General features: G+C 41.2%; 21 protein-coding genes, 1 pseudogene, 1 riboswitch and 1 other annotated feature. Of the genes and pseudogenes, 14 read left to right on the plus strand and 8 right to left on the minus strand.

What is annotated here, in order from left to right:
- Window positions 1-33 precede the first annotated feature (33 nt).
- From NSQ23_RS03135 to NSQ23_RS03145, 3 genes are read left to right on the plus strand one after another with little or no spacing between them, the layout of a single operon-like run.
- Window positions 34-852, plus strand: a complete 819-nt coding sequence (locus NSQ23_RS03135; protein ID WP_339172846.1) for an alpha/beta hydrolase — start codon at window positions 34-36, stop codon at window positions 850-852.
- Window positions 827-1,897, plus strand: a complete 1,071-nt coding sequence (locus NSQ23_RS03140) for a tetraprenyl-beta-curcumene synthase family protein (RefSeq protein ID WP_339172849.1) — start codon at window positions 827-829, stop codon at window positions 1,895-1,897. Before NSQ23_RS03135 ends, NSQ23_RS03140 begins: the two co-directional genes overlap by 26 nt.
- 43 nt (window positions 1,898-1,940) lie before the next feature.
- Entirely contained in the window at window positions 1,941-2,504 is a 564-nt protein-coding gene (locus tag NSQ23_RS03145; protein WP_339172850.1) for a Uma2 family endonuclease, read from the plus strand.
- A gap of 41 nt (window positions 2,505-2,545) precedes the next feature.
- Here the strand turns inward: NSQ23_RS03145 and NSQ23_RS03150 are convergent, their stop codons facing one another.
- Together NSQ23_RS03150 and NSQ23_RS03155 are read right to left on the minus strand one after the other, a co-directional pair.
- Entirely contained in the window at window positions 2,546-3,118 is a 573-nt protein-coding gene (locus NSQ23_RS03150; protein ID WP_339172853.1) for a class I SAM-dependent methyltransferase, read from the minus strand.
- The gene (locus tag NSQ23_RS03155) at window positions 3,118-4,068 is read right to left on the minus strand and encodes a TIGR01212 family radical SAM protein (RefSeq protein ID WP_064214612.1); all 951 of its coding nucleotides are present in this window, start codon (window positions 4,066-4,068) and stop codon (window positions 3,118-3,120) included. Before NSQ23_RS03155 ends, NSQ23_RS03150 begins: the two co-directional genes overlap by 1 nt.
- Window positions 4,069-4,192: 124 nt before the next feature.
- Here NSQ23_RS03155 and NSQ23_RS03160 point away from each other — a divergent pair, with 124 nt between their 5' ends.
- Window positions 4,193-4,456, plus strand: a complete 264-nt coding sequence (locus NSQ23_RS03160; protein ID WP_003397789.1) for a YtzC family protein — start codon at window positions 4,193-4,195, stop codon at window positions 4,454-4,456.
- A gap of 10 nt (window positions 4,457-4,466) precedes the next feature.
- On the plus strand, window positions 4,467-4,607 hold the full coding sequence (locus NSQ23_RS03165; RefSeq protein ID WP_006320695.1) for a hypothetical protein: 141 nt from the start codon (window positions 4,467-4,469) through the stop codon (window positions 4,605-4,607).
- 36 nt (window positions 4,608-4,643) lie between these two features.
- Here the strand turns inward: NSQ23_RS03165 and NSQ23_RS03170 are convergent, their stop codons facing one another.
- The 4 genes from NSQ23_RS03170 to NSQ23_RS03185 all read right to left on the minus strand — a co-directional run bounded on the left by NSQ23_RS03170 (window position 4,644) and on the right by NSQ23_RS03185 (window position 7,682).
- On the minus strand, window positions 4,644-5,420 hold the full coding sequence (locus tag NSQ23_RS03170) for a hypothetical protein (RefSeq protein WP_004888964.1): 777 nt from the start codon (window positions 5,418-5,420) through the stop codon (window positions 4,644-4,646).
- Between the two features lie 198 nt (window positions 5,421-5,618).
- Window positions 5,619-6,497 carry an IS982 family transposase gene (locus tag NSQ23_RS03175; protein ID WP_004888965.1) on the minus strand — a complete coding sequence of 293 codons (879 nt, stop codon included), beginning with the start codon at window positions 6,495-6,497 and terminating at the stop codon, window positions 5,619-5,621.
- 123 nt (window positions 6,498-6,620) lie between these two features.
- Window positions 6,621-7,124 (minus strand): IS630 family transposase, encoded by a 504-nt coding sequence (locus tag NSQ23_RS03180; RefSeq protein ID WP_339172860.1) that lies wholly within the window; start codon window positions 7,122-7,124, stop codon window positions 6,621-6,623.
- A 36-nt stretch (window positions 7,125-7,160) separates the two neighbouring features.
- Window positions 7,161-7,682 (minus strand): winged helix-turn-helix domain-containing protein, encoded by a 522-nt coding sequence (locus NSQ23_RS03185; RefSeq protein ID WP_339172862.1) that lies wholly within the window; start codon window positions 7,680-7,682, stop codon window positions 7,161-7,163.
- Between the two features lie 170 nt (window positions 7,683-7,852).
- Window positions 7,853-7,954, plus strand: a riboswitch (purine riboswitch).
- Window positions 7,955-8,150: 196 nt separating this feature from the next.
- Between NSQ23_RS03185 and NSQ23_RS03190 the strand changes: the two genes are divergently transcribed.
- From NSQ23_RS03190 to NSQ23_RS03220, 7 genes and pseudogenes are all read left to right on the plus strand, one after another.
- Entirely contained in the window at window positions 8,151-8,654 is a 504-nt protein-coding gene (locus NSQ23_RS03190; RefSeq protein WP_339172865.1) for an HD domain-containing protein, read from the plus strand.
- 49 nt (window positions 8,655-8,703) lie between these two features.
- Window positions 8,704-9,681, plus strand: coding sequence for a cytochrome P450 (locus NSQ23_RS03195; RefSeq protein WP_339172867.1), 978 nt, complete (start codon window positions 8,704-8,706; stop codon window positions 9,679-9,681).
- 70 nt (window positions 9,682-9,751) lie between these two features.
- Entirely contained in the window at window positions 9,752-10,375 is a 624-nt protein-coding gene (locus NSQ23_RS03200) for a dienelactone hydrolase family protein (RefSeq protein ID WP_004888968.1), read from the plus strand.
- A gap of 11 nt (window positions 10,376-10,386) precedes the next feature.
- The gene (locus tag NSQ23_RS03205; protein WP_339172870.1) at window positions 10,387-11,538 is read left to right on the plus strand and encodes a 3-phenylpropionate MFS transporter; all 1,152 of its coding nucleotides are present in this window, start codon (window positions 10,387-10,389) and stop codon (window positions 11,536-11,538) included.
- Window positions 11,539-11,687: 149 nt separating this feature from the next.
- Window positions 11,688-13,037: pseudogene (locus tag NSQ23_RS03210) on the plus strand (ISLre2 family transposase).
- Between the two features lie 199 nt (window positions 13,038-13,236).
- Window positions 13,237-13,449: a binding site (T-box leader), on the plus strand.
- 62 nt (window positions 13,450-13,511) lie between these two features.
- Window positions 13,512-15,929, plus strand: coding sequence for a leucine--tRNA ligase (gene leuS, locus NSQ23_RS03215; protein WP_009361595.1), 2,418 nt, complete (start codon window positions 13,512-13,514; stop codon window positions 15,927-15,929).
- A 61-nt stretch (window positions 15,930-15,990) separates the two neighbouring features.
- Window positions 15,991-16,287, plus strand: a complete 297-nt coding sequence (locus tag NSQ23_RS03220; RefSeq protein ID WP_009361594.1) for a rhodanese-like domain-containing protein — start codon at window positions 15,991-15,993, stop codon at window positions 16,285-16,287.
- Window positions 16,288-16,337: 50 nt separating this feature from the next.
- On the opposite strand, the gene NSQ23_RS03225 is transcribed toward NSQ23_RS03220, so the two are convergent.
- Entirely contained in the window at window positions 16,338-17,603 is a 1,266-nt protein-coding gene (locus NSQ23_RS03225) for an NAD(P)/FAD-dependent oxidoreductase (RefSeq protein ID WP_339172875.1), read from the minus strand.
- A 101-nt stretch (window positions 17,604-17,704) separates the two neighbouring features.
- Between NSQ23_RS03225 and NSQ23_RS03230 the strand changes: the two genes are divergently transcribed.
- Complete coding sequence (locus tag NSQ23_RS03230) at window positions 17,705-19,330, plus strand: polysaccharide biosynthesis protein (protein ID WP_339172878.1); 1,626 nt, start codon at window positions 17,705-17,707, stop codon at window positions 19,328-19,330.
- A gap of 14 nt (window positions 19,331-19,344) precedes the next feature.
- Here NSQ23_RS03230 and NSQ23_RS03235 read toward each other — a convergent pair whose 3' ends face one another.
- A complete protein-coding gene (locus tag NSQ23_RS03235) occupies window positions 19,345-19,575 on the minus strand; it encodes a hypothetical protein (protein ID WP_339172881.1) in 231 nt (76 codons plus the stop codon).
- 106 nt (window positions 19,576-19,681) lie between these two features.
- Here NSQ23_RS03235 and NSQ23_RS03240 point away from each other — a divergent pair, with 106 nt between their 5' ends.
- A complete protein-coding gene (locus NSQ23_RS03240; protein ID WP_339172884.1) occupies window positions 19,682-20,404 on the plus strand; it encodes a pseudouridine synthase in 723 nt (240 codons plus the stop codon).
- Window positions 20,405-20,419: the final 15 nt, after the last annotated feature.

The raw sequence follows: 20,419 nt of genomic DNA on the forward strand, positions 1-20,419 counted from the left end.
GTCTATTCGTAAATATAAAAAGGAGGGGTGTATATGTGGAAATGGGAAGGAGAAAACGCAAAAGGAACGATTGTGATCGTTCACGGTGCAGCTGAGCATCATGGACGATATAAATGGCTTATTGAAATGTTTCGCATGCACGGTTTTCATGTTGTTGCAGGAGATTTACCAGGGCAAGGAACGACATCACGCAGTCGAAGAGGACATATTGATTCCTTTGACGAATATATCGAAGCGGTTGCCAGTTGGGTGCATGAAGCAAGCGTGTATGAGCAGCCTGTTTTTTTACTCGGTCACAGCATGGGTGGGCTCGTCGTCATTCGTACATTGCAAGAAAAGCGTCTTCCTGTGCGCGGTGTCATTTTATCCTCTCCATGTTTAGGGCTCGTTCACTATCCGTCCAAAGCACTTGAAATCGCTTCGCACATTTTAAATGTCATTCATCCGAAAAAGCGTTTTCCATTAGGGTTAACGGTGGAGATGGCGACTCGAAATGAAGAAGTGCGTGAGATGGATAAAAACGATTCATTATACGTGACGAAAGTGTCTGTTCGCTGGTATCGTGAGCTAGTCAAAGCCATTCAGATTGCTCATGATAAAATTGCGGACTTACCAGACGTTCCGATGCTTGTCATGCAGGCGGGAGATGATAAAATTGTCGATAAACATGCAGTCAAATCATGGTTTGATCAGTTGACGGTAAGTGAAAAAGTGTATAAAGAATGGCCAAAACTGTATCATGAAATTTTTAACGAACCTGAACGTGAACAAGTATTTTTATATGCCCATACGTTTTTAACTTTGCAGCTGCAAAGGGGTGAACTCATTGAACGTTCCAACAAATCCGTTTAGTCTAATGCGAGCTGTCTATCATCGCGTTTTTCCGCTTGTTCACCGGGAACTAGCCGTTTGGAAAAAAAGAGCAGAAGCTATTCCGAACGAAGAATTGCGCAAACAAGCGTTAGCGAGCATCGCAACAAAAACGTTTCATTGCGAAGGGGGCGCGATTTTAGCTTTACTGGCGGGAAAAGAAATGGAGCGATGCATTCGTTTTATCGTTGCTTATCAAACGATTAGCGATTACCTCGATAATTTATGCGATCGCAGTACGTCGCTTGATCCGACTGACTTTCGTGCGTTGCACGATTCAATGATCCATGCGTTAACGGTCGGGGCAAAAAAAGAGGCATATTATCGTTATCGTGCCGAACAAGATGACGGTGGCTATTTGCATGCCCTTGTCGATACGTGCCAAGAAATGTTGCAAGAAGTGAAACATTATGACGTCATTGCTCCATTTTTACATGAACTTGCATCATATTATTGTGACTTACAAGTACATAAACATGTAAAAAAAGAGGAGCGCATTCCGCGCTTGAAGCAATGGTTCGCTAAACATGAAGCATCGTTGCCGAAAATGGAGTGGTACGAATTTTCCGCTTGTTCTGGTTCAACGCTCGGTATTTTTTGTCTAGTTGCTTACGCCTGCAACGATGCGTTCGATCAGCTTCTTGCACAACGTGTGCGCAACAGCTATTTTCCATACGTACAAGGGCTGCACATTTTGCTTGATTATTTCATTGATCAAGAGGAAGACCGACAAGGTGGAGATTTAAATTTTTGTTTTTATTATCCGAATGAGGAGACGCTATTTGCCCGTTTGCGTCATTTCATTGAAGAGGCAGATCGCCATATTGCACAATTGCCACATCGTGAATTTCATCGCTTTATTCATCGTGGCTTGCTCGGATTATATTTATCAGATGAAAAAGTACACGAGCAAGAAGGTATTCATAAGCTAGCGAAACAATTGTTGCGTTCCGGTGGCATGACGTCCCACTTCTTTTATTGGAACGGCAGAATGTATCGAAAATGGCAAAGATGGATGTATGCGTGAAGAAAACGGGTGTATAATGGAAGAAAAGAAGAGAGGGATGAATATGTCGTTACCTCGCTTTTCACACGTCACGTATGAACAATATCTAATTATGCGTCAACATAGTGATGAAAGATTAGAATATATTGATGGCGTCGTTTATATGACACCTTCACCGAGCATCCAGCATCAACTCGTATCAAGCAATCTTCATACAATATTCGGGAGTTATTTGAAAGGAAAGACATGTAAAGTATTTGCTGCCCCTACGGACATTGAGCTAGTGAGTGAAACATGTTCTGAAAGAAAGCTCGTCATTCCTGATTTAAGCATTATTTGTGATCAAACCGGATTTACAGACACAAAATATGTCGGTGTTCCGACGTTAATTGTTGAAATACTCAGTCCTTCGAATCAAGCGTACGATTTAGTGACGAAGTTTAATTTATATATGGAATATGGTGTAAAAGAATATTGGATTGTCAATCCAATGAAACAAGCCGTGACCGTTTATGTATTAAATGAAGAGGGGCTATACGAGCAGGCGGATATTAAAGTAAGTGTTGGAACTGTTCAATCTGTTTGCTTTCCAGGTTTGTTTGTTCATTTAGAAGAAATATTTCACTAACAAAGCAAAAGTAGCGATAGGGAAGACCGATCGCTACTTTTTTACCTCTTCTCAATCGCAACGATAAACGGTGGATGATTGATTTGATTCATAAATTCGTATCGAATGACGTGTGCGCGCTGTTGATCGATTGTTGAAACGTATTGTAAAAGAGCATCACGCTCGATTGCTCCTTCGGGATGACCGTGGTAAATGACGAGAACGATGATTCCTTCCGGAGCCATGATGTCCAGCAATTGTTCAATCGCAGCAATCGTTGAGTTTGGTTTTGTAACAATTTGTTTATCTCCCCCAGGCAAGTAGCCGAGATTAAACATCGCACCGGTAATGCGTCCTTTATATTCGGAAGGAATATGCGCATAAAGTTCTGCATGGCTTGCTTGTACGAGCGTGACCCGTTCTTCCATACGATGTTCACGCAGTCGTTTTGTCGTATTTTCAATCGCTTGCGCTTGAATATCGAAGCCAAACACATGCCCAGACGGCCCGACACGTTCCGCTAAATAAAGCGTATCATGACCGTTGCCAACCGTTGCATCGACGACGATATCTCCCTCTTTGACAGCTAAGTCGATGAGCGAGCGCGCAAACGGCAAAATGCGCATGAGTTTCATCATCTTTCTCCCTTTCGTACATATTTTTTCCCTTGATAACTATTGCGTCGCTCTAATTCGGCATCGATGGCGTTTAACACTTCCCATTTGTTGACGCTCCACATCGGACCGATCATTAAATCGATCGGACCGTCTCCTGTAATCCGATGAACGATCATCTCTGGCGGCAATACCTCTAGCTGATCACAAACGAGTTGCACGTATTCGTCGAACGTTAAAAAGCGAAGCATTCCTTTTTCATATTGCTTCACCATCGGAGTTCCTTTTAGCAAATGTAGTAAATGAATTTTAATGCCTTGCACATCTAAATGAGCGACCGTCTTTGCTGTTTCCATCATCATGTCATACGTTTCAAGCGGTAATCCGTTAATAATATGGGCACAAACGCGAATGCTATGTTTACGTAGCTTTTGTACTCCTTCTACATAGCACGAAAAGTCATGTGCGCGGTTAATTAAAGTAGCGGTTTGTTCATGAACGGTTTGCAAGCCAAGCTCGACCCATAAATACGTTCGCTCATTCAATTCGGCTAAATAGTCAACGACATCGTCAGGTAAACAATCGGGGCGTGTAGCGATTGATAAACCGACGACTCCTTCTAAATGTAACACCGATTCGAATTTTTCACGCAAGACGTCAACGGGAGCGTGCGTATTTGTGAACGCTTGAAAATAGGCGATGTATTTGCCATCTTTCCATTTCGTATGCATTTTTTCTTTAATCGTATGAAATTGCGTTACTAAGTCGTCCGTCCGTCTACCTGCAAAATCACCAGAACCGGCAGCGCTACAAAATGTGCAACCGCCATACGCGACGGTGCCATCACGATTCGGACAATCAAATCCTGCATCAAGCGACACTTTAAACACTTTTTCACCAAATGTTTGACGTAGGTGGTAGTTCCATGTATGGTATCGTTTCTTATCGTTTGTATATGGAAAAGGATTCATTTTGATCACCTCGCATCATTTTAGCATTGTAGCACGTTTCAAACGAGAAACTCAACGGTGCTGTGATAAATGACAAGAAAATGTACAAACTATAAAGCGATACGAAAGAAAGGAAGGGATGCGTATGGCAACACGACAGTCAATGGATGAGTTTTTACAACATTGTGAAGATGTGCTTCGCTATGCAAAAGAGCAATATACGGAAGCAAGCAAGCTTGAACATTATAACGATACAGAATATGTAAAAGCCCAGCAAATGCTTGAACATGCGGTGACCGATTTGGCGCATTTTTCGTTAAGTTGTAACGCCCAACAGCGCGAGCAATTGCATCGCATGCGCCTGCAGCTTGAACAATTACAAAACGATATGATTTTACTTCGTCACTAGGAGGAAAACGATGAAAAAACGTTCGAAACAAAACAATCCAGAACAAAAAACATTGCATGCGAAAGATTTTGGTGATCCGGTAAAAGAAGTGAAACAAAGGAATGCGAAAAAAGGGCAAGAAGCGAAAGCAGAATATCATAATGAAACGTAATTTCCCCACTCGGACATGCTCCGGGTGGGGGATAGTTTAGTTTTGCTTCAAAATGTCATCTAGTTTTTCTTTGGTAAGGTTTGTCACACCGTAAAAAACAGGATCAATATATGTGCTTGATGCTTTTCCTGCTAATTCATATTCAATTTTTGGTGAAACAATATAAAAGTGAGCGCTTTGTTCCGCCTTTTCAGCAAAAGTAAAATACATATTTATTGTTTCGTTCGGACTTACACTCTGTTTTTCCGATTTATCGTTTATCTTTACATCTTTTGTCTGTAAATAAGTGTTTTCTACAGTTACACCCTTTATTTGGATCGTATGCTTTGAAACGTTTTTCAGCTTTGCTTGAAAAAATTGCGTATTTGGATAAGCTGTCACATACTCATTTTGTGGAGTAAATATTCCTTTCTCGTCTACAGCTAACTTGATTTGACCGATCGGGAATGTCTCTTTATATTTTTGATCAAATATGAGAGTTATTTTAGATAGTGTCGCGCTACTTACTTCTTTTAAACGTAAATTTACAGCGATATTAAATAATTGAAAGTCTTTGTATTTATCACCTTTGATAAGATCATATTGCATGTCATCGATTGCGTGTGAGATTTCGGGAAAATCGATAGATGTTACGTTTGTTAGAGGGCTGTCACTTAATAAAATGAAGTTAAGAACAAAAGGAGCATCTTTTTTTGCTACATATACACCGTCCCATTTCCCAAAAACAATAAATCCTTTTATGTGTTCCGACTGGCATCCGAGAATAAGAAAACTGATGAGAATAGAGAAGATGAGAAAAAATTTTTTCATCATTTATTGTCAACTCCCTTTCATTTTAGTGTATAATAACCTAATCATAATAAAATAACTACCTGAAATATTTTTAATTATTTTATACTTTTTGTATCATGTGTATCATCTATATGATTGAGTAGCCATGCTTAAATACACTTGCAACGAGGGTGTAAATTTTTTAAAATAATGTGTATAACCCGTGGTGCTAGTTGAGCGCTAGCGCTCAACTAGCCCAAGTGTGACAAGTGAATATGCCAACAAGATGCCATCTAGTGCTACTTCAAATCCCGCAATCGAATTCGCACGAATTTCTGTCATACGATACTGGTCAACGAGGACGGAGAACACCGTCTCTATAACTTTACGTTTTTGTTTGAGCCATTTCTCCCATGATTCCGATGGGCGGTGTTTCTGGTTTTTGCGAGATGGAGTCCAAAAAGCGATTTGGTACTCTTCATACAACTTTTCTTGCAATTCGCTACTGATGAATCCTTTGTCACCCAAGTTATAGAGGTGAGGAATTTGAGTCATGACGGTTTCAGCTGCAGTTCGATCGTGACAGGACGCCTCCGTTACCACGTATCCCATGGGCAGTCCTTGGTTGGTCACCTGAAGATGGAGCTTAAATCCGTAGTACCACTGCTTTTTCGACGCACAAAGTCCGATGTCCGCGATTCCTTGGAATCGTTTGACACGGTACATTCTTGCGGCATGGCACAACTCGAGTGGCATACTATCTACGACCGCATAGGCATGGTGTTGACCACGTTTCGCTAGTTCATGACGAATCCATTTGATCGCAAAGCGCAGCGCTCGGCAACGGCGATTGTATCGAGAACGTTCAAGAAAATGTCCATCCGTAAACAAGTTCCCAGTCACAAAGCGATGCCATGCACGTTCGGAAGAGAAGCCAAGCAGCTTTCCTAAAAGATGAATAGCAATGATCACCGTATCTTCTTGTTTCACCAAATGACGATTGCGACGTTGAAGATAGAATTGAATTTGTGACAGCTGGGCAGAAACAAAAAAGAAAATGACTGCATATTGTTTTTGAATCTTTGCTTGATCTGTAGTAAAATGAAAGTGCTCTTGCATGGGGATTCTCCTTTCGAATGTTGGATAGCACTTTCATTCTACAGGAGATCCACAAGCAAGGGCTATTTTTATGCTTACTCGATTTTATCTATATACATCCAATTTAAAATTTTAACCTCCGATTCACACAGTACACCCGATGCGGCGCAACACCTCATCCGAGTGTTGTAGAACGTATTGTTCAAAACGAGTAATGGATTGGGCAATGTCGTTTTGATCCTTGTGAAAAACATTGGCAATCACCTCATCTTTCAACCACTTCCATAACCGTTCAATCGGGTTCAACTGTGGAAAATACGGTGGCAAAAAGATGAAATGAAAAGCAGCACCTTCCTCGCCATCAAGAAAGGCTTGCACCATCTTGGCATGATGAATGCGCGCATTGTCTAACACAAGCACGAGGAATCGATCGGCATATTTCTCTTTCAATCGGCGCAAAAAGTCCAGGAACGTTTCGGCATTGGCAGATGAAGCACGATGGAAAACCACATCGCCTTGTTGAACATCGACGGCGCCAAAAATAGAAACGTGGGCATGGTGACCGTAGCTTGGCACTTGTTTTTGATTTCCTACTTCTGCCCATGTCGTACGTAGCGCTTGATAAGCACGACCATGCGTCTCATCCACATAAAACAGCGTAACATTCTCAGTAATTAGTTTTTTTTATATAAATTCAAGTTCTCTTTGAAAGGCGGCTTGACGCTTGGCGTCTCCTTTGACTAGCTTGTAAGTCGGACGTGTCCATGACAAACGCAAACGATGCAACAACTTGCGAATCCCTTCCCGTGACATGGAAACACCATAGGTTTGTTGAATGTAAGATTGTAAAATGCGCGTGTTCCATGACGAAGCGATGCCCCAGCCAGCATCCACAGGTGTAGTAGTTAACACGAGTTGTCTAATTTCTTGTTGTTGTTCTTCCGTAAGAAACGGCACACGACCAGGCGGCAACCGACGATCGAGTAGATGATCGAGCCCACCTTGATTAAACCGTGCAACGTAGATGGCAACGGATTGACGGCACAGATTGACCATTTTCGCGACATCTTTACCGAGGTGACCTTCCATGACAAGACGAACAGCGGTCACCCGAACACGAAGCGAAGCATCTTTGATTTTCCGTTCTTGTTTCCGAAGTGTTCGAGGCGTCCAGCCGTGATCATTTGTGATTTTCAAACGTTTCATGCCAATTCCGCTCCTTTTGTATAGAAATATTTAGGAGCAGTATAGCCATGAAAAAAGGTGTTCATACAGAAGTCATGGTTTTAAGGTGCATGTATATAGTACCACGGGTTATAATTCCATTTTTTGTTGACATAAATTTTTACAATCTATATAATTATTAATAAAAATGAATATTTTAATAAAAACTTGCTCGTATATCCTCAGAAATATGGTCTGAGAGTTTCTACCCGGCAACCTTAAATTGCTGGACTACGAGTGAAAGTGAATCTAAGTCCATTTTATTCAGTAATTAAGAAAGATGAAGGGATATGGACGGGATTCATATACCTATTTATAAGTTGTACATATAGTATCGAAGACATCAACCCAAGAGGATAGGTTTTCACTCGTGAAACATTAATAGAAACCTATCCTCTTGGGTTTTTACTATTTATTCAGAAAACTATTTTTGTAGAGTGGGAGAGGTTAATGTATAAAAAATATGACAAAAGCAGATTTTCACCAGAACAAGAAAAGATTTCGATTTCAGAGTTTAGATGCGATTACCAACGAATACTAAGATCACCATACTTTCGTATTTTACATACTAAAACACAACTTATTCCATTTCCTCATAACCATAATTTACGGAATAGATTGATTCATTCTTTGGAAGTCAACGAAATCGCAGAAATAATTACTGAAAGAGTAAACAATCATTTGTTAAAAAATGATTTACCAACTATTGATTTGAAACTTATTCATGCGGCAACCTTTGCGCATGATATAGGACATCCTCCTTTTGGTCATAGTGCCGAAAGAAGTCTTGATAATATAATGAAATGCTTTGGGGGATTTGAATCCAATGCTCAAACAATAAGAATTGTAACTGAAGAATCTCATAATGTTACATTAAGAACTGTAGCCGCGCTTCTTAAACATAAAAATGTAATACCTCTTAAAAGGGAAGAAGAAGCTGAAAAATCTCCCTGAAGGCGAAGACAAGCACTTTAAGGAGATCATCGACATTATATCCACATGGATGATTTATAACGACCGTCCAATCCATACACGTTTAAGAAAATACATGAACCGTGCTTTTTGGAAAGAAGAGATTGAGGCTATCACTCCTGAAATCAAGAAAATTGTAACATCAGTTTTAGATCAAGTGGTTGAAAAACATTCGAACGAGTTTGACTTCGTTTCTGAAGTTGCTCATCCAATTCCGGCGTTGGTACTTTGTAAAATGCTTGGTATTCCAGGTGAAGAGGTTGAACGTTTTATCCGTTGGTCAGATGACATTGCTCAATTTATGCAAAACTTTGTTGTTTCCCACGTCCCTGACAAAGATATCAGCGATCAAACCAAAAAAAGTATGAAAGAAATGTACATGTTTCTTTCAGAAGCAATTGCTGAAAGACGCATCAAAAAACGCAACGATTTGTTAAGCCGTTTAATCTCAGATAATCCGGGTGAGGAAGGAGAATTATGTGACGATGAACTTATCGCACAAACCATTCATCTAATTTTTGGTGGACATAAAATTCCGCAGTTCATGTTAAGTAATACGTTGCATCTATTGTTCAAACATCCAAAAGTATTTGATGAACTCAAAAAAGATCTGTCTCTAATTCCTAAGGTCTTGGATGAGGCTATGCGACTTGAAGGACCAATTCAATACATAACAAGACACGCTGCCCAAGATATTACTATTCATAACCAACTTATTCGTGAAGGAGATTCGGTCTATTTCTTCCTCGGTTCCGCTGGTCGTGATGAACGCGTTTTTGAAAATCCAGAAAAATTTGATATCAATCGGACAGGTAAACAGCATATTGGTTTTGGTGGTGGTTATCATGCATGCATTGCTGCAGCATTTGCTCGCGTAGAAATCGCCGAAATTTTAAAAGAAGTTATTCAACGTTTTTCTCACATTACACCTTTATATAATCTTGAAAGACCTGAGTGGACGCCTAACCCTACCTTTCATGGTATTGTTACAATGCCGATCAAATACTAACTTCCTATACTGAGGGGGAGTGCGACACCCCCTCTATCTTTAATTATAAGGATAAGGAGTTTGTCATATCATGTTAAAACACTGTAATTATTCTGATGTTGCTGTCATCCTAATACATGAAATCTATGGGATTAACGATCATATGAAACACGTAGCTCAAATGATTGCCACTAAAGGGTATGATGTATACTGCCCCAATTTATTAAATCGAGATCATTTTCATTATGATGATGAGGCAGATGCTTACCAATATTTCAAAAATGAAATTGGATTTGGAAAAGCGAAAAAACAAGTTTTAAATTTAGTAGATTCCTTAAAGTCTCGATACAAAACCATTGTGTTCTGGGGGTATAGCGTCGGTGCAACCGTAGCTTGGTTATGTTGCGAACATTATGGCATAGGAGATGCGGCCATAGGTTACTATGGATCACGGATTAGAGACTATCTCAATTTATTCCCAAAACTACCCGTACTATTACTGTTTTCTGAGCACGAAAAGTCATTTAATGTTAACTGGCTCATCGAGCAATTATCCTGTAAATCAGGGATAAAAGTCGAGTTGTTTAAAGGACAGCACGGGTTCGCTAATCCCTTCTCCGATAACTATCATCCGGATTCAGAAAGAAAGGCTTTTGAACTGTCCCTACAACTTATTGAAACCATTCAGAAAACGAAAAAAAATGTATTGACATGAGGGGAAGTGTTATGAAACAAACATGGTTATCCACAAACTTTTTTGTATTTTTCTTCACCTGGGGGATTTTCTTACCGTACTGGACCGTTTGGCTGATTACAAAAGGGTTAACTGCTCAACAAGCAGGGATCGTGATATCCATCGGATTACTAGTAAGAGCTTTTTCAACTTCGTACATTTTTCCTGCCTTGTGCAAAAGGTATTGGTTATCACACGTTTCGCTTATAGTCGCTTTTTTATCTCTAATCATCCTAGTATGTTTTTTGCCTTTTAATAATTTGGCAGGGCTTATGTTAGTAATGGTCTTTTTCAGCCTCATCTATCCCATGTTGTTACCTATCAACGAGACAAAGGCCTCCATTCTATCAAAAGAAGAAAATGGGATTGACTATGGAAAATGCAGATTATGGGGATCGTTCGGTTTTATTCTCTCATCAGTGTTAACAGGATGGGTAGCCTCAAAAAATGCGAACAATATTATCTATTTGTTTTTACTCGGTAATCTATTCATTTTAATCCTATCATTAATTCGATCTCCATCAAGCTTAAGAGTTAAGCTTTCTCAACGGGCAGGAGGTTCCTTTGAATTACTGAAATCAAAATCATTTTTAATATGTCTCCTCCTGAGTATGGTTTTACAAGGTACCCATGCTGCCTATTATAATTACGGAGTTATTTATCTTAAACACATAGGAATCAATAGTGTTTATATTGGTGGAATCCTTGTTTTGGCTGTCTTAGCTGAAATCGGGTTCTTTTACATTTCAAACCGAGTATTCACTAAGTTCGATGTAGCGACTATGTTTCTATTGGCCGGGATTGCATCAATTATCCGTTGGTCAAGTGTCTATTTTTTTGAGAATCCACTGGTTTTTGTGTTTTCTCAACCGTTGCACGCTTTAACATTTGGTCTCACGCACTTTGCATTCATGACTTTTGTTAATCAATATATTAGTAAGGACAAAATTCCTTCAGCTCATGGACTCTACGCATCACTTGCCATGAGTTTAACCACTGGGGTTTTAACACTTGTCAGTGGATACTTGTACTTGTATTCACCTGGATTCCCATTTCTCGGAATGGCATTGGTCGTGGCACCTAGTTTATTCCTATGCCCGATGCTTAAAGAGCTTACCCGTCAATCCAGCACATTTCAGGTATGAGTAAAATGTTTGTGAGAGAAAAAAAGAAAGGTTCCTGATTTGGTATAATCAGGAACCTGTCCGATATGTAAGCAAAATAGATGAAAAATGGGCTCTCCTCCTGTAAGGTAGTAAGTGCGAAAAAATAACCAAAGAAAGGATTGGAGCCCATGCAGGATTATATCACAGATGGAGTCACATGGAAAGACATTGAACAGTTATTGTTTCGGCATATGCAAAAAGAATATGGTCAACTGCTTCAACAGGTGTTGGAGGATATCGACCGCACATTTGCGGAAAAACGAGATAAAAAACGATACGCGCTCAAAGATAAACGAGGGATACGGATGTAGACGATGTTTGGAGAAGTGGAAGTCAAGCGGAACTATTACTTCGATCGGGAAAAACGGAGGTATGTCTGTCTGTTGGATGCTTTTCTTCAGTTTGAGGGGGCACATGGAGTCAGTCCGTTGTTAGAAGAAACAGCGATTCATCTGGCAGTGACAGGTTCATCGTATCGACAAGCTGCCCAGTCCTTAGAGAAACTGGTGGGATATGCGTGCATGAGCCACGAAACGATTCGTCAGTTGATTGTCGAGGCTGAAGTCGTTGGACACCGCAAGATGGAGAAAAAAGGTCGGGTGTTTTTCATTGAAGCGGACGGGTTGTACGTCAAACGGCAACGAAGCTGCATGAAAGGAAAAGAAGAGAAAATTGTGACGATTCACCAAGGATGGGAGAAAAACGGCAAACGAGTTTCTTTGGTGAACCGACGCTAACTATGTTCATCAAACGAATGAGCCAATCTGGGAAGCCATCGAGAGCTTCTTGGTGGAAGAATATGGGTATGATCCACTAGAAGATTGGGTCGTCATCAATGGAGATGGTGCCCCATGGATCACGGGTTGTCGTGAATATTTTGGAGATAGAGGGTACTTTCAGCTCGATCAGTTCCATGTAGCGAGAGAGATTCGGCAATTGTTCCGAGGTCATGCGAGATATCGGGCGATTCGAAAAACATTCGCGTCATGGGATGAAGAGGGGGTGTTACGAGAACTCACAAGTGCCATCGGTACGCTAGAACATGGGGAGAAGGAAAAGCAACTCGAGGCGCTTGTTCGTCGAATCGAGGAGATGCCAGGATGTTTGCGTGACTATCGCATATGGCTGAAGGAAAAAGGGATCGACACGACAAACATGAGAGCGATGGGGGGTGCGGAAGGAACGATGCATGTGTTTGCGAAACGAAGTAAAAACGGTCGAAGCTGGAGGGATGCAGGAATTGAAGCGATGTTGCGAGCGATCGCCGCGATAAAAGATACGTTACTTATTCGGACACGCCATGGAGTGATGTGTTGCGTGGAAGAACGAGAAGAAACGAAACGAGAAGAGATCGTGAAAAAGGCACTGAAGCGCGTGCAAACGCAAATGGCAGAAGTGGTACGACATCATATCTCATACCTTTGCAATCTTCAGGGACACCGATTTACGAGGTATTGCAAGCATTGAAAGGTTTTTAAAAACACAGATATAGGCACATACCTACAGGATAAGAGTAGATAAAAGCGCTTACATGAAACAAGTCCATAAAACCATATATAACCAATAAAATCGGTCGAGAAAAAAATCTCCCACAAAGTCTTGACTCAAACCCATACTTGAATACACTTGCAACGTGGACGTAAATTTTTTAAAATAATGTGTATAATGAAATAATAGAAAATGACAGTGAAAAGGAGTAGTAGTAAACAAATGGTCGGCAGAGAGTTGACGGGTGGTGCGAGTCAACCGAAGTTTGTTTACGAACTCGCCTTGGAGTCGCGTGTGCGAATGAAGTAGCATGCGCCGTGAATCTGCGTTAATGATGAAAGTGAGTGCACGGTTCGTGCGCTAACAAGGGTGGTACCGCGGGAGAATCCTCTCGTCCCTTTTTGGGATGGGAGGTTTTTTGTTTTTCATTTTTGTTTAAAATGGATAAAAAGGAGGTTTGTCACGTGAGTTTTAATCATCGTGAAATCGAGAAAAAATGGCAAAAGTATTGGGAAGAAAATAAAACGTTCAAAACGACGGAAGATGACGGAAAGCGGAAGTTTTATGCACTCGACATGTTCCCGTATCCATCCGGCGCAGGATTGCATGTCGGTCATCCAGAAGGATATACAGCGACGGACATTTTAGCGCGTATGAAGCGCATGCAAGGATATAACGTATTGCATCCAATGGGGTGGGATGCGTTCGGATTGCCTGCCGAGCAATATGCGCTAGATACAGGAAATGACCCAGCTGAATTTACAGAAAAAAACATTAACAACTTCCGCCGCCAAATTAAATCATTAGGTTTTTCATATGACTGGGATCGTGAAGTGAATACGACCGATCCGAACTATTATAAATGGACGCAATGGATTTTCTTAAAGTTATATGAAAAAGGATTAGCGTATATGGATGAAGTGCCGGTGAACTGGTGCCCAGCGCTAGGAACGGTATTGGCGAACGAAGAAGTGATCGATGGAAAAAGTGAGCGCGGGGGACATCCGGTCATTCGTAAGCCGATGAAACAATGGATGCTTCGCATTACAGCATATGCGGATCGTTTGCTTGAAGATTTAGAAGAACTTGATTGGCCAGAAAGCATTAAAGAAATGCAACGCAACTGGATCGGTCGTTCGGAAGGAGCAAACATTCATTTCCAAGTCGATGGGCATAATGAAACGTTTACGGTGTTTACAACGCGTCCAGACACGTTATTCGGTGCCACTTATGCGGTGCTAGCACCTGAACATCCGCTCGTTGAAAAAATTACAACACCAGAACAAAAAGAAGCTGTTGATGCTTATTTAAAACAAATTCAAAGTAAAAGCGACCTCGAACGGACCGATTTAGCGAAAGAAAAAACGGGTGTATTTACGGGGGCGTATGCAATCAATCCAGCGAACGGTGAGAAATTGCCGATTTGGATCGCCGATTACGTGTTAATGAGCTACGGCACAGGGGCAATTATGGCTGTTCCAGCACATGATGAGCGCGATTATGAATTTGCGAAAAAATTTCATTTGCCAATCAAAGAAGTTGTTGCTGGTGGGGACATTTCAAAAGAGGCCTATACTGGAGACGGCGAACATGTAAACTCTGATTTCTTAAACGGCTTGAATAAAGAAGAGGCAACGAAAAAAATGATTGAATGGCTAGAGGCAAACGGAAAAGGGGAGAAGAAAGTATCGTATCGCCTTCGCGATTGGTTATTTAGCCGTCAACGTTATTGGGGCGAACCGATTCCGATCATCCATTGGGAAGATGGAACGATGACGCCAGTGCCAGAAGAAGAGTTGCCGCTTGTGTTGCCGAAAACAGATGAAATTAAGCCATCAGGAACAGGAGAATCACCGCTTGCGAACATCGAAGAATGGGTGAACGTCGTTGACCCGAAAACAGGCAAAAAAGGACGTCGTGAAACGAATACGATGCCGCAATGGGCAGGAAGTTGTTGGTACTATTTGCGTTACATCGATCCACATAACGATAAGCAATTAGCTGATCCTGAAAAGCTTGAAAAATGGTTGCCGGTCGACATTTACATTGGCGGGGCAGAACATGCGGTGTTGCACTTATTGTATGCACGTTTTTGGCATAAATTTTTATACGATATCGGCGTTGTGCCAACGAAAGAACCGTTCCAAAAGCTATTTAACCAAGGAATGATTCTTGGAGAAAACAATGAGAAAATGAGTAAGTCGAAAGGAAATGTTGTGAATCCGGACGATATTGTGGAAAGTCACGGAGCGGACACGTTGCGTTTATACGAAATGTTTATGGGTCCTTTAGAAGCGTCGATCGCGTGGTCGACAAAAGGTCTTGACGGTGCACGTCGCTTCTTAGATCGCGTATGGCGTCTATTTGTTGAAGAAGACGGCCAATTAAATCCGAAAATCGTTGACAATCCAGAAACAGATACGCTTGAACGTGTATATCATCAAACGGTGAAAAAAGTAACAGAAGATTACGAGGCGCTTCGTTTCAATACAGCAATTTCACAATTAATGGTGTTTATTAACGAAGCATATAAAGCGCCTGTATTACCGAAAGTGTATATGGAAGGATTCGTGAAGTTATTGTCGCCAGTTTGTCCTCATATTGCTGAGGAATTATGGGAGAAGCTCGGACATAACAATACGATTGCATACGAAGCTTGGCCAGCATACGATGAAGCGAAATTAGTTGAAGATGAAGTTGAAATCGTCATTCAAGTAAACGGAAAAGTGCGTGCGAAACTACACGTTCCTGCTGATGCAACAAAAGAACAACTCGAGCAATTGGCAATGGAAGACGAGAAAATTAAAGAACAAATTGAAGGGAAAACCGTACGTAAAGTGATCGCTGTCCCAGGGAAATTAGTAAACATTGTTGCAAATTAATCGCAAACAAGCCTCTCACATATGCGGTGGGAGGCTTTCGTTAAAAGAAAGGGAGAGATCGATGAAAGAAATAACAGCATTACAGCTAAAACAAATGATACAAGCAGGCGAGCGCGTTCACGTCATCGATGTACGCGAAGATGAAGAAGTCGCCTTTGGAATGATTCCATCAGCGATACATATAAAAATGGGGGATATTCCGGAAAGAATGAACGAGCTAGACAAAAATGAAACGTATATTATTATTTGTCGTTCCGGTGTTCGTAGTGAACATGTGTGTCGTTATTTAGAGGCGCATGGTTACGATGTGTGTAACGTCATTGACGGGATGCTCGGCTGGGATGGTGAACTGGAGTAATTGAAATGTCATGATTGCCCTAGAAACAATAAGATCGCTTGTTTACGATCTTATTGTTTCGCATATATCGCAGCATGCATGCCAGCAAGACGGCCGGTAACGAGCGCTGCAGTAATGTTATAACCGCCTGTGTAACCGTGAATATCTAAAATTTCTCCGCAAAAATATAAGCCTTTCATCAGTTTAGATGCCATTTCTTTCGGATGTACTTCTTTGACGGATACTCCACCGCCTGTGACGAACGCTTTTTCAAGCGGCAACGTTCCATGAACAGAAAAAGTGAATGTTTTACATGCCGCAATAAATGTGCGCACTTTGTCATGGCTTAACGTGCTTGCGACCGTTTGTGGATCAATTGTTGCTTGCTCGAGTAAAAACAATACATATCGCTCTGGGAGAGGAAGCGTCGCTTTAACAATGGTTTTTATTGTTTTTTTCGGTTCTTCTTTCATGGCGCGCACAATACGTTGAAATAATGTCTCTTCTTTTTCATCTGGCAACGCATCAATCACCATGGTCACAGAAGATTGTTTTTTTAACTGTTTCACAACAAATTGGCTACATCGTAATGCAGCAGGTCCTGAAATACCGAAATGTGTAAAAATCATATCCATTCGGTGTGTGACGGTTGGTTTTCCTTTTTCGTTTAATACGCTTAATGCAACATCACGCAATGATAGTCCTTGTAACGTTCGCTTTTGAATAAATGGTTCATGTGAAATAATCGGCACTTCCGTTGGAAATAGCTCTGTAATTGTATGTCCCGCTTTTTCTGCCCATGCGTAACCGTCGCCTGTCGAACCGGTATGTGGCACAGATTTGCCACCAACGGCAACGACAACCGCTTTTGCTCGAATCATTTCCCCTGTTTGCAGCGTCACTCCATATACGGATCCATCTTTATATTCAATGTCTTTGACAGGCGTATGAACGCGAATGTCGACGCGCAATCGTTTTAACTCGCGAAGAAGGGCTTGTACGACAGATTGCGCACTATCGCTGACCGGAAACATGCGACCGTGATCCTCTTCTTTTAACGGAACGCCAAGCCGTTCAAAAAAGCGAATAATATCTTCATTATTAAATGCCGAAAAGGCACGATATAAAAAACGGCCGTTTCCCGGAATATGTTGAATGAGTTCATCGACTGGTCTTCGGTTCGTTACATTACAACGACCACCGCCTGAAATGGCTAATTTTCTCCCGAGTTTATCACCTTTATCAAGAAGGAGAACGCGTCCACCTTGTTCGCCAGCAGCGATGGCTGCCATTAATCCTGACGGTCCCCCTCCTATGATTACGACATCATATAGCATCACTTTCACGTCCTTTCTGTTACGATTATAAATGATTTTATGAAAAAGAAAAAAGTGTGCTAAAATAAGTGAAGCAATGAATCCGTTAAGGAAGGGATGTTATGTCATCATCAAAGTTATTGCGTGGCACGTTTATTTTAACTGGTGGCGTGTTTTTGTCACGCATATTAGGGCTTATATACGTCTTCCCATTTTACCAACTTGTTGGCAAACAAGGAGGAGCACTTTATTCTTACGGTTACGTTCCATACACACTATTTATTAGCATCGCAACGATGGGAGTGCCGCTTGCAGTATCCAAATTTGTCTCGAAATACAATGCACTTGGGGAATATGCGATTGGACGAAAGTTGTTTCGTTCAGGGATCATGTTAATGGCGGTCACCGGTTTTCTCGCTTGGCTTATTTTATATATGAGTGCACCACTATTAGCACCGTTTGTTGTCAATGATGACGGACACGGCAACTCGATTGCCGATGTTACTTCTGTTATTCGCGCGGTTAGTTTCGCTTTATTGCTTGTGCCGATGATGAGTTTAATTCGCGGCTTTTTTCAAGGGCATGAATCAATGGGACCGACAGCGTTGTCTCAAGTTATCGAACAGCTTGTCCGCATCATCTTTTTGCTTGCAGGTAGCTATATCGTTTTACGTATTTTTGATGGTTCGCTTGTGACTGCCATTCAAGTTGCAACGTTTGCTGCCTTTATTGGCGCTGTCGGTGGACTAGCTGTTTTATTCATGTATTGGTTTAAGCGAAAATCGTTTTTAGATGAACTATTAAAGCAAGATCGTGGCACGATCCATATGTCGTTAAAAGATATGTATAAAGAACTGATTGCCTATGCAGCTCCATTTGCTTTTGTTGGTTTGGCGATGCCGTTATATCAGCTTATTGATCAATTTACATTTAACAAAGCGATGGCAAGCATCGGGCTCGGTGCTATTTCAGAGGACGCATACGGTATTTTTAATGTATGGGCGCAAAAGCTAGTTATTATTCCGGTCACGTTAGCAACGTCGTTTAGTTTAACGCTTATTCCGACGATTACGAAAGCATATGTGCAAGGGGAGAAGAAACAGTTACGCAAATATTTAAACGATACGTTTCAAGTTGTTATGTTTATTACGTTGCCTGCAGTCATTGGTATGGCGCTTTTATCTGAATACGTATATGCGGCTTTTTACAGCTATGATCCACTCGGAACGGAAGTGTTGCGGGCATATGCGCCAACGGCGATTTTCTTTGCTTTATTTTCTGTGACAGCTGCTATTTTGCAAGGGATTAATAAACAAAAATTTACTGTGATTAGTTTAACCATTGGACTGTGGTTCAAATTATTTTTTAACTATATACTTATCGTCTCGTTTGAAACGACAGGAGCTATTTTGGCGACGACAATCGGATATGCATTGTCAGTTGGGTTAAACTTATGGGTCATCCAACGTTATACAAATTATCGGTATCATTTTGTCGCAAAGCGTATATTGTTTATGGGGATTTTGACGGCGATCATGTGCGCTGTTGTTTGGCCGATTGTGAAACTTCTCGATCGTTTCCTTCATTACAATGGCAGCATGATTCAATCGGTCATGATCGTCGCGGTTGGTGGACTCATCGGAGCGGCTGTTTATTTTTACTTTAGTGAACGTTCAAACTTGCTGTATATGTTATTTGGAAATCGGTTTTCATTTTTACGAAAAAAAGAAAAGAAGGCTGTGTCATAGCCTTCTTCTTTCTATTAGAAGTCGCTGCTAAACGGGAATCCAAGCTGACGCTCAACGCGTTGGAGACGTCGATTTAAATTGTTAATTTGTTGTTGTTGTCGCTCGGTAATGCGCTCAAGGCGGTCGACTCGACGTTCAAGTGAGCCGCTTGGAAAACCCGGTGTTCCAGGGAATCCTGGCATAAACGGAGTACCTCCGTAATAAGGCATGCCTGGCATTTGTTGCTGTTGTTGGCGTTCATCCATTTGGAAAACTCCTTTCGCTTTAGTTGTTACGTAGGCAGTATATGTGACAATTGACATTGGTGTATGGACGGATGCCTAAAAACGAAAAACATTAGGAGGGGTTTTAGTGCTGCGAATTGATAAACTGTTAGCAAACATGGGATATGGAACGAGAAAAGAAGTGAAAAAGTTATTGAAAGCAGGCGTTGTTAAAGTTGATGGAACGATCGTTAAAGATGCAAAAACGCATGTCGATCCAAAAGCACAAGTTGTTACTGTGTGGGGAGAAGAAGTGGAGTATAAACCGTTCATTTATTTAATGATGAACAAGCCAAAAGGGGTGATTTCAGCAACAGAAGATGCGGTAGAAGAAACAGTCGTTGATTTGTTAGAAGAGGAAGATCGTATGTTCAATCCGTTTCCGGTCGGACGGCTTGACAAAGATACGGAAGGGTTGTTGCTGTTAACGAATGATGGACAACTGGCCCATCAGCTATTGTCGCCGAAAAAACATGTGCCGAAGATATATGAAGCAATTATTGATGGGGAAGTGACTGAAGATGATGTTGTCACATTTCAACGTGGTGTTGTGCTCGATGATGGATACGAAACAAAGCCGGCAGAGCTTGTGGTCATCCGCTCGGGTTTGCGTTCAGACGTACGAATTACAATTACAGAAGGAAAGTTTCATCAAATTAAACGAATGTTTCAAGCGGTCGGTAAACGTGTCATTTACTTAAAGCGCATAAAAATGGGACCGATACCGCTTGATGAAAAGTTAGAACCGGGAGAGTACCGGGAATTGACAGATGAAGAAATTGCTTTATTAAAGGGAGAAGACAAAAAATAGGAACCTGCACGAATC

It is taken from the genome of Anoxybacillus sp. FSL W8-1294, from assembly GCF_037965005.1.
GTDB lineage: Bacteria > Bacillota > Bacilli > Bacillales > Anoxybacillaceae > Anoxybacillus > Anoxybacillus flavithermus_G.

Bases quoted from the DNA above. Each gene is read 5' to 3' on its own strand.
- NSQ23_RS03135 (WP_339172846.1), top strand. From the start codon at position 34: ATGTGGAAATGGGAAGGAGAAAACGCAAAAGGAACGATTGTGATCGTT.
- NSQ23_RS03145 (WP_339172850.1), top strand. From the start codon at position 1,941: ATGTCGTTACCTCGCTTTTCACACGTCACGTATGAACAATATCTAATT.
- NSQ23_RS03150 (WP_339172853.1), bottom strand. From the start codon at position 3,118: ATGAAACTCATGCGCATTTTGCCGTTTGCGCGCTCGCTCATCGACTTA.
- NSQ23_RS03155 (WP_064214612.1), bottom strand. From the start codon at position 4,068: ATGAATCCTTTTCCATATACAAACGATAAGAAACGATACCATACATGG.
- NSQ23_RS03160 (WP_003397789.1), top strand. From the start codon at position 4,193: ATGGCAACACGACAGTCAATGGATGAGTTTTTACAACATTGTGAAGAT.
- NSQ23_RS03165 (WP_006320695.1), top strand. From the start codon at position 4,467: ATGAAAAAACGTTCGAAACAAAACAATCCAGAACAAAAAACATTGCAT.
- NSQ23_RS03170 (WP_004888964.1), bottom strand. From the start codon at position 5,420: ATGATGAAAAAATTTTTTCTCATCTTCTCTATTCTCATCAGTTTTCTT.
- NSQ23_RS03175 (WP_004888965.1), bottom strand. From the start codon at position 6,497: ATGCAAGAGCACTTTCATTTTACTACAGATCAAGCAAAGATTCAAAAA.
- NSQ23_RS03185 (WP_339172862.1), bottom strand. From the start codon at position 7,682: ATGAAACGTTTGAAAATCACAAATGATCACGGCTGGACGCCTCGAACA.
- NSQ23_RS03190 (WP_339172865.1), top strand. From the start codon at position 8,151: ATGTATAAAAAATATGACAAAAGCAGATTTTCACCAGAACAAGAAAAG.
- NSQ23_RS03195 (WP_339172867.1), top strand. From the start codon at position 8,704: ATGATTTATAACGACCGTCCAATCCATACACGTTTAAGAAAATACATG.
- NSQ23_RS03200 (WP_004888968.1), top strand. From the start codon at position 9,752: ATGTTAAAACACTGTAATTATTCTGATGTTGCTGTCATCCTAATACAT.
- NSQ23_RS03205 (WP_339172870.1), top strand. From the start codon at position 10,387: ATGAAACAAACATGGTTATCCACAAACTTTTTTGTATTTTTCTTCACC.
- NSQ23_RS03220 (WP_009361594.1), top strand. From the start codon at position 15,991: ATGAAAGAAATAACAGCATTACAGCTAAAACAAATGATACAAGCAGGC.
- NSQ23_RS03225 (WP_339172875.1), bottom strand. From the start codon at position 17,603: ATGCTATATGATGTCGTAATCATAGGAGGGGGACCGTCAGGATTAATG.
- NSQ23_RS03230 (WP_339172878.1), top strand. From the start codon at position 17,705: ATGTCATCATCAAAGTTATTGCGTGGCACGTTTATTTTAACTGGTGGC.
- NSQ23_RS03235 (WP_339172881.1), bottom strand. From the start codon at position 19,575: ATGGATGAACGCCAACAACAGCAACAAATGCCAGGCATGCCTTATTAC.